General features: G+C 60.2%; 15 protein-coding genes. All 15 read right to left on the bottom strand.

Annotated features, from left to right (window positions below; all coding sequences use genetic code 11):
* Nucleotides 1-32: 32 nt before the first annotated feature.
* A complete protein-coding gene (locus tag ACA079_RS12485) occupies nucleotides 33-647 on the bottom strand; it encodes a hypothetical protein (RefSeq protein WP_497703722.1) in 615 nt (204 codons plus the stop codon).
* Nucleotides 644-1,942: a sialidase family protein gene (locus tag ACA079_RS12490; protein WP_497703723.1), complete on the bottom strand. Its 1,299-nt coding sequence runs from the start codon at nucleotides 1,940-1,942 to the stop codon at nucleotides 644-646. Before ACA079_RS12490 ends, ACA079_RS12485 begins: the two co-directional genes overlap by 4 nt.
* Nucleotides 1,943-2,617: 675 nt before the next feature.
* A complete protein-coding gene (locus ACA079_RS12495) occupies nucleotides 2,618-3,646 on the bottom strand; it encodes an IS110 family RNA-guided transposase (RefSeq protein ID WP_497703724.1) in 1,029 nt (342 codons plus the stop codon).
* 171 nt (nucleotides 3,647-3,817) lie between these two features.
* Nucleotides 3,818-5,047, bottom strand: coding sequence for a putative porin (locus ACA079_RS12500; RefSeq protein ID WP_497703725.1), 1,230 nt, complete (start codon nucleotides 5,045-5,047; stop codon nucleotides 3,818-3,820).
* 389 nt (nucleotides 5,048-5,436) lie between these two features.
* A complete protein-coding gene (locus tag ACA079_RS12505) occupies nucleotides 5,437-6,396 on the bottom strand; it encodes a PDR/VanB family oxidoreductase (RefSeq protein ID WP_497703726.1) in 960 nt (319 codons plus the stop codon).
* Nucleotides 6,397-6,399: 3 nt separating this feature from the next.
* The gene (locus ACA079_RS12510) at nucleotides 6,400-6,837 is read right to left on the bottom strand and encodes a Rid family hydrolase (protein WP_497703727.1); all 438 of its coding nucleotides are present in this window, start codon (nucleotides 6,835-6,837) and stop codon (nucleotides 6,400-6,402) included.
* Complete coding sequence (locus ACA079_RS12515) at nucleotides 6,834-7,868, bottom strand: Rieske 2Fe-2S domain-containing protein (RefSeq protein ID WP_056745372.1); 1,035 nt, start codon at nucleotides 7,866-7,868, stop codon at nucleotides 6,834-6,836. Before ACA079_RS12515 ends, ACA079_RS12510 begins: the two co-directional genes overlap by 4 nt.
* 21 nt (nucleotides 7,869-7,889) lie before the next feature.
* Nucleotides 7,890-8,117: a recombinase-like helix-turn-helix domain-containing protein gene (locus tag ACA079_RS12520; RefSeq protein ID WP_027923567.1), complete on the bottom strand. Its 228-nt coding sequence runs from the start codon at nucleotides 8,115-8,117 to the stop codon at nucleotides 7,890-7,892.
* 1 nt (nucleotide 8,118) lies between these two features.
* A complete protein-coding gene (locus tag ACA079_RS12525) occupies nucleotides 8,119-8,436 on the bottom strand; it encodes a hypothetical protein (protein WP_123368846.1) in 318 nt (105 codons plus the stop codon).
* Nucleotides 8,437-8,450: 14 nt separating this feature from the next.
* Nucleotides 8,451-9,593, bottom strand: a complete 1,143-nt coding sequence (locus ACA079_RS12530; RefSeq protein WP_497703728.1) for an FAD-dependent monooxygenase — start codon at nucleotides 9,591-9,593, stop codon at nucleotides 8,451-8,453.
* 13 nt (nucleotides 9,594-9,606) lie between these two features.
* On the bottom strand, nucleotides 9,607-10,572 hold the full coding sequence (locus tag ACA079_RS12535) for a VOC family protein (protein ID WP_497703729.1): 966 nt from the start codon (nucleotides 10,570-10,572) through the stop codon (nucleotides 9,607-9,609).
* The gene (locus ACA079_RS12540; protein ID WP_056745365.1) at nucleotides 10,569-12,065 is read right to left on the bottom strand and encodes an aldehyde dehydrogenase; all 1,497 of its coding nucleotides are present in this window, start codon (nucleotides 12,063-12,065) and stop codon (nucleotides 10,569-10,571) included. The genes ACA079_RS12535 and ACA079_RS12540 overlap by 4 nt, the downstream gene beginning before the upstream one ends.
* A 10-nt stretch (nucleotides 12,066-12,075) precedes the next feature.
* Nucleotides 12,076-12,879 carry an aspartate dehydrogenase gene (locus ACA079_RS12545; protein WP_497703730.1) on the bottom strand — a complete coding sequence of 268 codons (804 nt, stop codon included), beginning with the start codon at nucleotides 12,877-12,879 and terminating at the stop codon, nucleotides 12,076-12,078.
* A gap of 10 nt (nucleotides 12,880-12,889) precedes the next feature.
* Complete coding sequence (locus ACA079_RS12550) at nucleotides 12,890-14,572, bottom strand: thiamine pyrophosphate-binding protein (protein ID WP_497272944.1); 1,683 nt, start codon at nucleotides 14,570-14,572, stop codon at nucleotides 12,890-12,892.
* Nucleotides 14,565-15,362, bottom strand: a complete 798-nt coding sequence (locus tag ACA079_RS12555) for an SDR family oxidoreductase (RefSeq protein WP_497703731.1) — start codon at nucleotides 15,360-15,362, stop codon at nucleotides 14,565-14,567. Before ACA079_RS12555 ends, ACA079_RS12550 begins: the two co-directional genes overlap by 8 nt.

Consider the following 15,362-nt stretch of genomic DNA (forward strand, 5'->3'; position numbering starts at 1 on the left):
CCATGTTCCCCTGTTAATAAAGTCGTTAAATCTCAAACGGAACTGGACACATCGCCCACGGCACCGCGGCGCTTGGTTGCCCGGCGATACGTCCAGCGTATGGCGAGCATCAGCAGGGCCAGGCAGCAATACAGACCCAGCAGCGGATCAACCAGGTAATCCCAATAGTTTTGCGAAGGTTTGATCCCGGCAATGAAGGCCAGGGTCGCGCTGGCCAGCATCACGACCGCCAGGCCGTTACGCAGGTAAAACAGGCCCAGGGTCAGCACAGCGACGAAAATCAACATGGGGCGTGGGCTGTAGCCAAACCGGTAGGGGTCCAGATCACTCATGCCCAGGGTTGCCGGGTACAGCACCAGGGCCATCGCGGCGAAGAGGATCAATACGCCGGTTTTGCCCCGCGCAGGTGGCAGGAGGTCCAGCCGACGCAAGCAGCCCCACGCCATGAACACCATTGAGGTGATCGCCAGGTCATCAATGTAGCTGCGCATATAGGCAGCCCAAGACAACCCGTTCAGCGGTATGAAGCTGGCTGCCAGCAATGCGGCCAACAGTGCGATCCGCCAGGTCCTGGGCAAGCCGAAAGAAGGCAGCACCAGGAAGATGATCATTGCGAAGCTGACATGGGCTTGCCACAGGCTGATCATTTGCGACGCTCGTTGAGCCAGGCATCGTTGAAGGTGACGTGCTTGATGAAGGTGTTGTTCCAGGTATAAACCAAGTGATACATCCCGTCGGGGCTGCGGATGAAGTACGGGTATTCATATTCAAACTCACACCCCTGGCTTTTACAGACACGTTTGTCGAGGTTATCCAGGAACTGTGCCTCCAGCGGTTGACGAAGCGCGCCGCTGGAACCGCGGAACTCTTTACCGATGATTTCCTTGTAGGCCTCGGGAGAAAACGGAGCGCCTTCGGGATCAGGTGACTTGTCCAGGTCCCGCAACGAGCGCCAATCGTCCATTTTTGCGTCGGTCCCATAAAGGCTCAGCTTGAAGCGTCCTTCCTGCAGGTCGTTGAGCGCCACCAGCAACCCATGTTCGGGCGTCGCGACGGCGGCCAACGAGGAATTCGGATTCGAGGGATCGAGCGGATAAGGTTCGCTCCAGGTTTGACCGGCGTCTTCGGTGCGGGTCGCCAGCACACGGTGGTAGGTGTCGCCGGCATAGCGCAGTAAGGCGATGCCGCGCTCGCCGTCCAGCGGAACCACCGTGGGTTGCAATGAATTATTGCCGTGGCTGATGCGGAATTTGTCGATCACATCGCCGTCTGCGCTCAAGTAGAGGTACTCGGCAAACTTGCCCAGAAACTCGTGGTAGACCGGTAAGCCGATGGAGCCGTCGGCATGAAACACCGGTGCCGACCGGACCAGCGTGCTGATGTTCAGAAAGGGTGAGGTGATCAGCTGGCGCGGGGCGGACCAGCTTTCACCGAAGTCGTCTGACACCATCACATTGACCGCGCTGCCGGCCCAGCCGCCCATGGACACGGACACGTAGAACAGCCACACGCGATTATCCGGCGCGAGGGCAACCACCGGGTTACCCAGCTTGCGAATGTATTTTCGCGTGCCCTGTTGGGTCGAATCCCTAGTCGCCAATACCTTTTCAGCCCCCCATTCGCCGCTTTTCGGGTCGAAACGGGCGGAGCGCACCTGTACATCGGCTGCGCCTTCGCGGGAGCCGGCGAACCAGACCGTCATCAGGCTGCCGTCGGGCAAGGCGGTCACCGCCGAGGAATGCACGAAATCCACCAGCCCGGAGGAGGCGAAACGGCTGGTATAAATGGGCTTGGCCACTTGGCCGGCCACTGCCATCACTGGACTGATCAGGGCAAAGGAAGAGTGCGTATTGGCAGGATTGACGAACCATGCGGCCGCAAACAGGCAAGAGAGTGCAAGGTAAGCACCGAGGGCAGGAAGGCTGGGAAGTTTGATGCGCATAATTAAGACTTTGGCATCTCATGGCCTGATAAAGCGCTCAAGCTAACACCCGGTAGTACAAGATCGGGTTTAATGAGTTTCTATTTTGTAAGCAATTGTTTGTAGCGTGCTGCGTGGTCGACGATCCACGTCTGATTGAGAGGCTGAGACTGCTGGATTAGACGGATTCTGTTGGTTTGAGGGGCCGTCTCCGCCATTGGTCGCAAAACCCGGACATGAGCAATTGACTTGGCTGGTCCGGCTTGAAAAAGGAGGCTGTGTTCCTAATGCCAGTCAATTAAGCCGCAATGCAATCTGTAGCAGCTGCCGAAGGCTGCGTTTGGCTGCGAAGCAGTCGTGAATCCGGCTAACGCGGTCCGCCTGACGCACCGCAGTTGCTGATTTTACGACTGCTACGCAGCCGAACGCAGGCTTCGCCAGCTGCTACATCTATGGTTACCCCCTTTTCTGCAATACTGTTTTTGATGCGTGTTTGGCTTGCTTTCATCTATCCGGCGTCTGAGTGGGGTTATGGCCCCGCGCCTCGATGAGAATCGATGCCTAACGACCCTAATTAAGGTGACGGCCTTTCAGCCGTGTAGCAGCTCAGGGTTGTCGTCAGGCCGGTTGGCCGTTCACGTCATCTGTTATCCAGCATCGCAAAACCAGGTGGGTGGTGCTCGGGTGACAGCAGGGTCAGGCGTTCATCGCGCTTGGCCCTGCATCGAATTCAGTGTGGTGTGCTGCAATCGCCCAAGCGATCCTTGCCAGCTTGTTGGCCAATGCACAGACCACCAGATTGGAGTGATGGTGGGACGCTAATAGCTGACGGACCCAGTCCGCCAAAGCGCCTTTCTGTCGCTCCAGCTGTATCAAATAAACACGGGCACACTGGATGAGCAGGCGTCTTTGGTTTCGATCACCACGCTTGCTGATACCCAGCAGAACGTTCTTGCCGCCCGTGGAATGCTGTTTGGGCACCAACCCGATCGAGGCTGCATAGCCTCGGCCGCATTTGAACTGTTTGCCATCGCCCAACTCGGCAGCCAGGACGGTGGAGGTGATCGGGCCGACACACGGCATGGTCATCAAGCGCGTCGCCAGATCATCTTCAGCGGCCTGGCATTCCACGTCTTTATCCAGCGCCTTGACCTGCCCATCCAGATAGTTGAAGTGCTCATGCAGCAGCATCAGATTTTTCTTGATGCGTTCAGAAAATGAACTGACCTCAAGCAACGCTGGGAGCTCTTTGATGGCTTTGAAGCCGGCTGCCAGGCTGACGCCAACCTCCAGAAGGGCTGCGTGAATCCGATTGACGGTCGCCGTGCGGTCTTTAATGAACGACTCACGTATCGAGTTGGACATGGCCAGCGCCTGCTGGGCCTGGGTTTTGGGCGGCACAAAACGCATCGTCGGTCGGGTCGCCGCCTCGCAGATAGCCTCGGCATCAGCGAAGTCGTTTTTGTTGCTTTTCACGTAAGGACGCACGAGATGAGGTGCAATGAGCTTGGGCGTATGCCCCAGCTTGGCGACCTCCTGCGCCATGAAGTGGGCGCCGCCGCAGGCCTCCATCACGACGATGCAGGGTTCCAGGTTGGCCAGGTATCGAATGAGCGTCACTCGATTGGATTTTTTGCGGTGAATCTCATGGCCGCGATCATCTTGCGCATGCAGATGAAAAGAGTGTTTTCCCAAGTCGATGGCGGCGATAGCTACTTTGTTCATGGCAACAGTCTCCGATGAGCCCCCGGTGAAAGCTTAGTGGGCGATCACAGGGGGCGGCGGGGGTAGCCATTTCATTAAGGACGTGCGTCGCAGCTGAAATTGCTTATCTGATCAACATTAGGCTGTGTTCCCCGGGGGCGGCGAGGAACCTGTTTTTGTGATCTTAGTGGGTCAGAAGTAATACCCGATATTCACGTTGGTCCGGTAATACCACTGATTGCTGCCAACCGAACTGGTATTGGTAAAGCCCGTGCCGTTTTCCGCACCGCCATAGGGGTTGGCGTTTTTTGCCCAGGTCAGGTCGACCCACGCCATGATCGGCATGGCCAGGAACTGCGCGCCGACGGTGTACATCTGCGAATCGTCCCAACCGCTCTTGTCTTTCATCATTCGACTGTAGTCGTTGTACAGCTTGATCTTCTTCAACTGACCCAGTTTCGGCGTCGGGATGTCATAGCCGACGTTCAGCGAAGCAATGGTGGCTTTGGAGGCGATCAGGTACGCCGGGGTCAGGCCGTTGCCGCCCATCAGCACCGAGTCGTTGCTGACACCCGCAGGGTTTTTGGGGTCGTACTCGTAGCGAATGCCTTGGGTGGAGACGGTCCACGCGCCGGCGTTGATGATGGCGTGGATACCGCCGGCCCAGTAATCGCCGTCGTCTTTGGTGGTGGCGTTGTACAGCTGGGCGGTGGCCACGGACGCGCCGATTTCGGTTTTCCAGCCGTCATTAGTAAAGGTCCGCGCGACCCGGGCGTTGATCTGGTTGTGTTTCTCGTTGTCCTGGCGCGACTGGGTGAAGGGGATCGCATTGTCCTTGAGGTCGGCGTAACGCCCGACTTCCGGCGAGTAGCGAATGTCGGAAGGCAACATGCGCGGGAAGTACCCCAGTTGCAGATCCCAATCCTGATCCTTGTAGCTGTACTTCAAGCCTGTGCCGGCGCTGACGCCATAACCCATGAAGAAGGGCAGGTGATAGCTCCAGCCAAATTGCGGATAGGGTTCCAGGCCAAACGGTTTGAACGGCGCGCCCAGTTGCAGGTTTGAGTTGCTGTTGAGGCGGTAACCGACGAAGCCGCGGTCGATGGAGCGCTTGCCGTCATCCTGAAACCAGTAGCCGACATCGCTATAGAGATTTTTGTAAGTCGCCTGTACGTCGACGCGGAAAGTGTCGAAGAGAAAACGCCCGTTGTTTTCGGTGGTGTCCCAATGCTCGTCGCGGTAGTTGGTTCGCAGGGCACCGCCGATGTCCAGGCTGCTTTCGCCATCGTCGCTGCGCCAGTTGATATGCGGAAACGGCTTTTTGCCGGTAGTCGATGTCACGGGCGCAGCGGGACCGGGTTCACCGGCGAAGCTCACGCAACTGCTCATCATCAGTCCCATACATATAACGTAATGCTTCATGTTGACTCCGCTGCTCAATTGAACGCTACAAAGTGACCGGCAACACTGTTCCGTTCGCCTTGAAAGTGGCGATGGGCGGATAACGTCGAGTGTTGCTTTTATTAAGTGCGTTTCTGTTTTTATTGTTTCATGGGTAATACGGCGTATGGCCTATGAACTCAGGGTTACCTGAGCAGAAACTATGCCAACTGTTGAAGCGCTTTCAGGTGCTTAAAAACTCAATAAAAACAATTGTTTATATGGGAAACATATTTGTTTGTATTGCCCATGAAACAGGCGCGTCGAGGGGTAACGAAACTGCACGTGCACTGTGCGTTTTTTATTTCACGCGCATAAAAAAGGCCGACATACCTGTCGGCCTGTTTAACCCTGGAAACTTGATGCTCGCGTTATAGATCCAGTACCAAGCGCCGACTCTTGCAACCCGACACACATACCATCATGGATTTGTTGGCCGCACGTTCGGCTTTGGTCAGTACGCCGTCCCTGTGGTCGACATCACCTTCCAGAACCCGTGTTTCGCACGACCCGCACACCCCTTCGCGACAGCTGTACTCGATGTCGCAACCCGCCTCAAGCAGCACGTCGAGCAAACTCAAACCCGGCTCGATCGACAGCGTCTTGCCGGTTTTTTTCAGCTCGACGCTGTAGCTGCTCTGCGCGTCTTCAGACGGCGGCAGTTCGGCCGCCGCGAAGCGCTCGATATGCGCATGAGGGTAGCCGAGGCCTTCGCAGGTGCTTTCGAAAGCATCGAGCATCGGCGTCGGACCGCAGCAATAGAAGTGCGTATCGCTGGGCTGATCGGCCAGATAAGCGCTCAGGTCTGGCGGCATGCCTTTTTCATCGTTGAAGTGATAGACGACTTTGGCACTCAAGCCGCTGAGTTCCTCAACCAGCGCGGCTTCCTGTCGCGAGCGGGCGCAATAGATCAACTCGGCGGATTTTCCCAGCGCCAGCAGTTGGCGGAACATGCAGTAAATCGGTGTGATACCGATACCGCCGGCCACCAGCACGCTGTGTTTGGCACTCAGGTCGAGCTGGAAATTATTGCGCGGCGACGAGATCGGCAGTTGCATGCCGACCCGCAGTTGCGCGTGCACAAATTCCGAACCGCCGCGGCTGTTGCGATCACGCAGGATGCCGATCACGTAACGGCCTCGATCGCTCGGCGAGTTGAGCAATGAATAACTGCGCACCAGTCCGTTGGGTAAATGCAGGTCGATGTGTGAGCCGGCTTCAAATGGGGCGAACACCGTGTCGCCAAACGGCCGCAACTCGACGCTGATGATGCCTTCGGCTTCATAGCGCAGCGTGTGCACGCGAGCGGTGAGGGGGGAGGAATGGGACATCGGTCACCTCTTTTCGACAGTACGCAAATCGAGATCGAGACGCGCGCCGGCCTCGATCTCCACCCGCAGTTCGGGAAACACCAGCGCGCTCACTTCAACCAGCGTGGAGGTAGGAAAAACCGCCTGACCTTCGAAGAAGTCACGCCGTGCGCGACCCACTTCGTCCTTGTCGGCGATGTCGGTGACATACACCGTCAGCCGGTAAATGTTGCCGACATGCCCACCCGCCGCTTCAACCAGCGCCCGGACTTTGTTCAACACGACGAGTGTCTGGGCGTAGGCATCGAGCGGCGCGTCAGCCACAACGGCCAGGCGTGTAGCGGGATGGCCGGTCATGCCGGACATCACCACTTCATTGCCGATCAGCAAGGCATTCGACCAGGTGGCGCTGGCCGGCTCGATCAACGAGCCGGCCTGAACACGTTGCACGGCTGCGTTCATGGCAACTGCTTCGCGTCGATCAGCTCCAATTGGGCCTTGGCCGCGTTTTTCAGGTAGCGACGCAGACGCACCACACCGAGGTCATGCTGGTAGAGGTTTTCCCGCTGGTTGGCGTCCGGCTCCATGAACTCGAGCAGCACCCGGTCCTGTTCCAGCACCGCCCAGTGCCGTGCTTCCAGGCGATTTTTGTAGAGGAAACGCCAGGTGTCGCGCTGCCAGCCAGTCAGTGGACGGCAACGCCAGTGGAACACCGCCGACAAGGAGCGGCTGCTCGGTGTGTAGCTACCGATGATGGTGAAGTTGCCGCCCGGGCCGCCGGTTTTCGGATAGGGGATTTCCAGACGCAGCCAGTGGCAGCCGTTATCCATGAACTCGGTCCAGTCGAAATTCACCCCGCGCTGGCCTTCTTTTTCGAAGAAGAAACCGTTGTCGGTGTCGCGGGTGACGAACTTGGCGGTGGCTTCGCCTTCGCTCATGGAGTGCGACATCTTGTGCAGGTAAGTGCCGTGCATCGGGTCCATGACGTTGTCGATGACGTAGCGATAATCGCCTTTCCACTCGGTGTAGCAGAGGAAGCTGCTCCATTCGGGGGAGGTCAGTTGCTCTGGCAGGACCAACTCCGGCGGGGTGTCCACGTGCGGATCTGCAGCGTTGTACAGAAAGATGGCGCCCGCGGCTTCACGGGTGTGGAACATGCGTGTCGGGCGGCTGCCTTCGAGTTTGCAGCCGGGGCTGCCGGGGACTTTGGTGACCGTGCCGTCGCAGCGCACTTCGACGCCGTGATAAGGGCATTGCAGACGGTCACCCAGCACCGGCCCTTGGGACAGTGGCGCGCCGCGATGAGGGCAGTGATCTTCCAGGGCATGGACGCTGCCGTCGTTGTCGCGCCACAGGGCGATCTTGTAGCCCAGACGGCGAATCGATACCGGTTTTTCACCCAATTGATCGGAGGGCAGGACCGGGAACCAAAGGTTTTTCAACCCGTTGGCCAAGAGGTTTTCAGCTGGATCGACGGTTGTATTCATGTTCATTTCTTATTGTCCTCCGGCGGCTCATTCGCCCAGCCGAGCCATCAGGGTTTTATAGGCGTCTGCTGTCCACTCTCCGGTGGTCAGCGGGCAGGGCGGCCCGGCCAGATTCAGGTGCGCGAGCAGGTCGGGCAACTCGGTCACCCCATTGCCAAAGGCACGTTCGATGGAGTCGCCGAGCAACTCTTCGAATTGAGTATTGGGACGTTTGCGGGCCTGATGGGGCTCCAGGTAGGGTTCGGTGTTGCTCATCTCATTGACCTCCGTTACGTACCCGTTCGCGGATCATTTCGCGCACGGGAATAAAGTCATACGTCGGGAAAACTTCGGTGCTGAACACGCCCCAGGCCGAGCGTTCGAGCTCGACGTTGAGGGTCGGCAGCAGGCTTGGCGGCAAACGCAGGGTGACGATCTGGCCCAGGCCCATGGCCACGGTCCAGGACACCACCTCGACGCCTTGCGGGGGAAACCGTTCCCACCAGTCCTGCTGCTTCATGTGCCGCTGAATCTCTTCCAGGTTCTTTGATTGGTCGTGCTTGAGCAGCACGGTCACCAGCAAGGTTTCGCTCATGTCTACGGTCCTGCTCACGCCACGTTCGGCATCGGCACGGCCCAGGCGTCATAGCCATAAACCCAGTCGGCGTTGCCGCCGTCCTTGAGCCATTGGTTGCCGCGCGAACCGATCTGGATCTGACTAGTGCGTTGCAGCCGCGCCTGCTGATAAGCCTGCAGGGCATCGGCGATCTGCGCGGTGCTGGTCAGGTCTTGCAGATGGCGAGCGAGCACCACCGCGTCTTCGATCGCCTGGCCGGCGCCCTGAGCCATGAACGGCATCATCGGATGACAGGCATCGCCCAGCAGCGTCATCGCGCCCTTGGACCAGAACGGCAGCGGATCGCGTTCATACAGCGCGGTCTTGAGCACTTCGTTGCACGCATCCAGCAGGGCGCGAGCATCCGGGTGGAAGTCCTGATAATGGCTGCGCAACTCGTCGGCATCGCCTGCGCTGGTCCAGGACTCTTCATGCCAGCTGTCCTGAGCGGTGGTGGCGAAGATGAAAATGTCCCGACCCTGGTTCAACGGAAACGTCACGATCTGGCTTTGCGGGGTAGGGCCCCACCATTTAGTAAATGCCTGAATGTTCGGCACATGGGCCACGCGTTCGGCAGGCACGACGGCGCGGTAAGCGACCACCCCGGTAAAGCGCGGTTGCTCATCACCGAACAGCGCATTACGCACCACCGAATGGATGCCATCGGCGCCGATCAACAGATCGGTGACGTGACGGCTGCCATCCTTGAAGCGCAACTCGATGCCGTCGGCGGTTTGCACGACGTGCTCGGCGCGTTTGCCAAACTTCACCTGATCCTGCGGAAAGACGTCCGCCAGCGCGGCCAGCAGATCGGCGCGGTGAATGGTCAGTTGCGGTGCACCGTATTTCTGTTCGGCGGCATCGGACATTTCCAGGCGCGAAGTTTCCTCGCCACTGTCCCACAGGCGGCTGATCCGGTGCGTTGGACGTGCAGCCGGAATGCGCACGGCAGCGCCCACTCCAAGACCATCCAGAGCACGTACGGCATTAGGTGTCAGGTTGATATCGGCACCGACCCGCAAAAAGGCTTTCGACTGTTCGAATACGGTGACGTTATGGCCTGCGCGAAGCAGCGCAATGGCGGCGGTCAAGCCACCGATACCGGCCCCGGCAATCGCGATATTCAGTGAGGACATGAGTAACTCCTGCTCAGGGTTTCGGTTTGTCGGTGAGGAATTTGCCTTGCGGCGCTTCGACATGCTGCTGGCGTCGGGTATTGCCATCGATGCCGCCGGCGATTGCCCATTCAGCGAACATTGTCGGGCCAGGCTCGAAGGCACGCGGTTCCCACTCGCCGGTCAGTTGGTCTTCGTCGGCGTAGTACTCGACCAGCGCGCCAGCCGGGTTCTTGAAGTACCAGAAGAACGCCGACGACACCGGGTGCCGACCCGGACCGATTTCCGTTGCCCAGCCGCGGCGGGAAATGTGCATGCCGCCACCGAACACTTCGTGCACATCGCGCACGGTGAAGGCGACGTGGTTCAGGCCGGCACGAGGGGCGGGCAGTTGCAGCATGAACAGGTCGTGGTGGCCGCCTTCTTCGGCGGTGCGCAGGAACGCCCCGCGATCCGGATAGCGGTCGGATGCCTGGAAGCCGAAACGCTCGTGGTAGAAGGCTTCGCAGGCGTTGACGTCCTTGACGAAAAACACCACATGGCCGACTTCGATCGGCGTGGCGCGGTCGTAGATCGGCGCGGCTTTGTTGATCCGGCCTTTGGTCTGCCAGGTGTTATGGCCGCTGCACTCGATCTCCAGTTCACGCTTGCGGGTCACTTGCAGGCGGATCGCCAGGCCATTGGGGTCGGTGCAACCGATGCGCCCATCCGCTTCGATGAAGCCCGGATCGTTGGCGATTCGTTCGCTATAAAGCTTCAAGTCAGCGTCGCTTTCGACGCCCCAGACCACTTCGCGCACGGTCGAACCGGCCTCGATGGCGGGCGGTAAACCGGCCTTGTTGATGTCGGCGAGCACCACGCGGCAACCGTTAAGGGTTTCGAAGATCACTTCGTCAGGCTGCTCGCTGACTTTCGTCAGGCCCCAGTCGCTGAAAAAACGCACGCTGGTGTCGAGGTCCTCGACGCCGTAGGTGACTTCATCAATGCCTAAAACGCTCATAACCCAACCTCTCGTTGCACACCGGCCCAGGCCAGTGGCTGTTCATTCATGCCCCAATAAAGGCTTTTCTGTTCCATGTACTGCAGGATGCCGAGGCGACCTTTTTCACGGCCCAGACCGCTGTCGCGCCAGCCGCCGAACGGTGTGGAAATCGAGAACTGTTTGTAGGTGTTGATCCACACCGTACCGGCCTGAATTTTTCGGCCCAGCGCCCAGGCGCGTTTGTAGTCGCGCGTCCAGATGCCGGCGGCGAGGGCGTACAGGCTGTCGTTGGCCTGCTCGAGCAATTGCGCTTCGTCATCGAAGGGCATCGCCACCAGGACGGGGCCGAAGATCTCTTCCTGACAGACCTGTTGGCTGTTGTTCAAACCTTCGAGGATGGTCGGCGGGTAGTAATAACCCTGGTCGTACACACCGCCGCTCGGACGTTTGCCACCGAGCAGCAGGCGTCCACCTTCGGCCAGCCCTAGAGCAACATAACGCTCCACCGACTCGCGGTGGCCGGCGCTGATCAACGGGCCCATTTGGGTACGTTCATCGGCCGGATCACCGACGCGCAATTCGGCCGCAGCGGCCACAAGGCGCGCCATGAACGGCTCATACAACGCACGGGCGACGAACAACCGCGAGCCGGCGATGCAGGCTTCGCCCGAGGAGCTGAAGATGCCGTACAACACACCCGCCACCGCGTGATCGAGGTCGGCGTCGTCAAGGACGATGGTCGGTGATTTGCCGCCCAGCTCCAGCGACACCGGCATCATCTTGTCAGCGGCGATGTGGGCAATGTGTTTGCCGGTTTTAGTGCCGCCGGTGAACGACACGCGCTTGACCAGCGGGTGACGCGTCAGCGCATCACCGAGCAGCGAACCCTTGCCTGGCAGCACACTGAGCAGGCCTTTAGGCAAGCCGGCGTCTTCGCAGATGCGCGCCAGTTGCAAAGCCATCAGCGGGGTGATTTCCGCCGGTTTGATCACCACCGCGTTGCCGGCGGCCAGCGCCGGAGCGACTTTTTGCGCTTCGCTGGCAATCGGCGAGTTCCACGGGGTGATCGCGGCGATCACGCCCATCGGTTCGTACACGCTCATGCTGACGAAATCACCACGGGACGGCGTGATGGTTTCTTCGAGGGTTTCACAGGCCGAAGCGAAGAACTGGAACGTGCCGGCGGCGCTGGCCACCAGGGCTCGGGTTTCGTTGATCGGTTTGCCATTGTCCTGGCGCTGCAATTGCGCCAGTTCTTCGCTGCGCTCACGGATCAGCTCGGCGATGCGGTACAGCACGCTGGCCCGTTCGTGAGGTTTGCGCTGCGCCCAGCCGCTGTGCAAAAACGCCTGATGGGCGCCTTGCACGGCGTCTTCAACGTCGTCGACGCTGGCGGCATTCAGCCAGGCGACGGCTTCCCCCGTGGCGGGGTAGCACGTGGCATAACGCTCGCCGCGACCGAGACGCCAGTCGCCGGCAATGCAGATCGGTAAAGTCTGTTCGAGAGTCATCGACGGTCCCCTAAATCGAAATCGCATGGGCGTGGTTGCCCAAGGCGCGGACAACGCTGTAAACGGTCAGCGCCGAGGTCTTCGGGTTGGCCAGCAGCGGTTTGCCACGCAAGCTCAGTTCGAAACCGCCGAAGGCACCGCGAGCTTCGAAGTGATGGACGTTTTCCTCGCTCAGCGGATCGGCGATCAGCGTCACGTGAGTGCGGTCCAGGCCGAGTCCGGCCAGCGACAAGGTCGCCGCGACGTTGGCGTTTTTTGGATAGAGCCGTGCCGCTTCTCGGGCGCTGCCCTGAAAAATCACCGTGGCTTCGGTAATGCTGTCCAGGTCACAGGCCTGTTCAGCGGGGGTGTTTTTCCAGGCTTTAGCCGGTTTGCGGCCGGTGTAGTTGACCGAATCCAGCCCGCCGACTTTGGCCGCCGACAAGGCGTCGATGCCGCCGATGGCGCCGGGCAGCAACTCTATTCGGGTCTGGCCGCGTTCGGCAGCTGCTTCCAGGCGTTCAACCAGGCCGACTTCGGACAGCGCGCCGACCGAGACGATCAGGCAGGCGATGCCACGCTCCAGCGCGGGCAGCACATGTTCTTCGATGGCGCGGTGGCCGGCGCACTCGACCAACAGGTCCGGGCGGGCGTCGGTCGGCAACGCGGTCAGCACTTGCGGTGGTTGCTTGAAGCTGGCCAGCCGCTGGCGGACCAGTTCTTCAGACCCGGCCGAAGCGATGACGTAGTCAACGCACAGCTGCGGATCCTTCTCCAACAGTTCGAGCACGCCGACGCCAATGGCGCCGCAGCCGATCATGGTGATATGCAACATGACGAAGTCCTCAGGCCGTGGCTTTTTGCGCTTTGGTTTCGCTGTTGGGCGGACCGGCGAACTGGGTGGCGAAGCTGCCGACGGCGAGCATGTCGACTTCCAGCAGGAACGGGCCGGGTTGAGCCAGCGCGCCGTCGACCACGCGGCCGAAATCCTTCAGGTCGGTGACCAGGCCGTGGCGCAGGTTCAGGGATTCCGCCAGCTTGGAATAATCCGGCGTGTGCAGGTCGACGTAGCAGTGACGGCTGCCGTAGACCGCGTCCTGAATATTGCGGATCACGCCGTAGCGCTGGTCGTTCATCAGCAGAATCACCACGTTGGCTTTCTCTTGCACCAGCGTCGCCAGTTCGCCGAGGTTGAGGATGAAACCGCCGTCACCGGCGAGGGCGAAGACCTTGCGCTCAGGCGCCGTTTCAGCCGCAGCCACGGCAGCGCCGATGCCCATCGACAGGCCCTGGCCAATGCCGCCGCCGAGGGCATGCACGCCAGCGCGCGGGTGGAACAGGGTCAGCAGGCGGTTGCCCCAGATGCTGTTGGACAGCGTGACGTCGCGCACCCAGGAGAAATTGCGCCCGGTGATGGCTTGCAGCTGTTCGACCATGGCCGAGTACGGGCCGAGGTCGGCGATCAATTGGGTGCGGGATTTTTCGCGGACATCCTTGAGTTCAGCGAGGAATGTCGGGTCGATCTGCAGGCGACCTTCCAGACGATCCGCCAGGCCTTCAAGGGCCAGCGCCGAGTCGCCACAGATGAACAGCTCGCTGTTATAGCTGCGACCTTCGATGGCCGGGTTGGCGTCGATACGCAAGGTGTTGCGTGGCAATTTCAGCGCGTACTTGAAGGTTTCGTTGCTGCGCAGACGGGAGCCGGCGATCAGCAAGGCATCGCAGCTTTGCAGGAACTGCTCGACCAGTTTGTTTTGCGAGAACGCGCCGAGGCAACGCTCGTCATCTTCGTTGACCACGCCGCGACCCTGGGTCGAGGTGATCACGCCAACGCCCATGTCCAGCAGGCGTTTGACTTGAGGCCCGGCATGCCGCGCGCCGCCGCCGAGCCACAACAGCGGACGGGTGGCTGTGGCCAGACGCTCGGCCACCAGGTCCAGCGCTTCAGGCGCAGGTACGGCCACCGGAATCGGCAGCGGTGAGAGGTCGGTCGGCATTGTGATAAAGGTCGACTGGATGTCGATCGGAATTTCCACGCTGACCGGCCCGGTAGGAGCGGTCAGGGCGGTTTGCACGGCCAGTTTCAGGGTGCTGATCGCGGTTTCGACGCTGCGCACACGGAACGCAGCCTTCGACACCGCCTTGAGCATGGTCAGTTGGTCGCGGGCTTCGTGGATGTAGGCGAATTCCTGGTCCAGGTACGGTGTTTCAATCTGCCCGGTGATGTGCAGCAGCGGGGTGCCGGCGGTCAACGCTTCGACCATTGCGCCTGCGGCGTTGCCGGCTGCGGTGCCGGTGGACGTCAGGCAGACACCGAGGCCGCCGGTGGTGCGGGCATAGGCGTCGGCCATGTTGGTGGCGCCGGCTTCACCGCGAGCCATGACGAAACGGATGTTTCCGCGAACGGCGAAGGCATCGAGGATCGGCATGTTGTGGATCGAGATCACGCCGAACGCGGCCTTGACGTCGCACTGCTCGAGAAATGCGGTGATGGCAGCGCCAACGGTGACAGTATTTTCATTACGCATGGCGGGACAGGCCTCCAGAAACATCGATATGGCTGCCTGTGGTGTAAGCCGACAGAGGCGAGGCCAGAAACAGGATCGCGCGGGCCGCTTCAATCGGCAGGCCCAGGCGCCCTAAGGGAATGTGTTTTTGTTGTGCAAGCCGGGCGGTCCATTGGGTCCAGTTCAGGTCCCGCTCTTCACGGGCCTCGAAACGTCGGCGCCATTGCCCGGACTCAACCAGGCCAATGAGGATGCCGTTGACCCGAATGTCCTGACCGGCAAATTCGGTGGCCATCGAACGCACCAGGTTCATGACCCCGGCGCGAGCGGCCGAGGTGGCGACCATGTGCGGTTCCGGCTGGCTGGCCAGCAGCGAATTGACGCAGACGATGGCCGCGTTCGGCTGGCGTTGCAGCTGTGCCATGAAGGCGTGGACCGGGTTGATCACCGAGAAGAATTTCAGGTTCAACTCTTCGGTCCAGGCGCTATCGGTGGTGTCGGCGAAGGTCGAGACCCGACCTTGCCCGGCGTTGTTGATCAGCACGCTGGCCGGGCCCAATGCGGCCAGACTAGCCGCGGCAAACGCCTTGACCGAGTCCGCATCGAGCACGTTGCAAACATGGGCGAGCAGCCGTGCTTCGGGGAAGCGTTGACGCAATTGGGCTTCGGCGCTGCGCAGCCGGTTTTCGTCCCGGCCACAGAAGGCCACGGCCGCGCCGGCTTCGAGCAACAACTCGACGCAGGCCAGGCCAATGCCCGAAGAGCCACCGGTGACAATCGCGGTGCTGTCTTGCAGTTGATAAAGGCTCAT

This window comes from Pseudomonas sp. LBUM1645 (assembly GCF_059716185.1).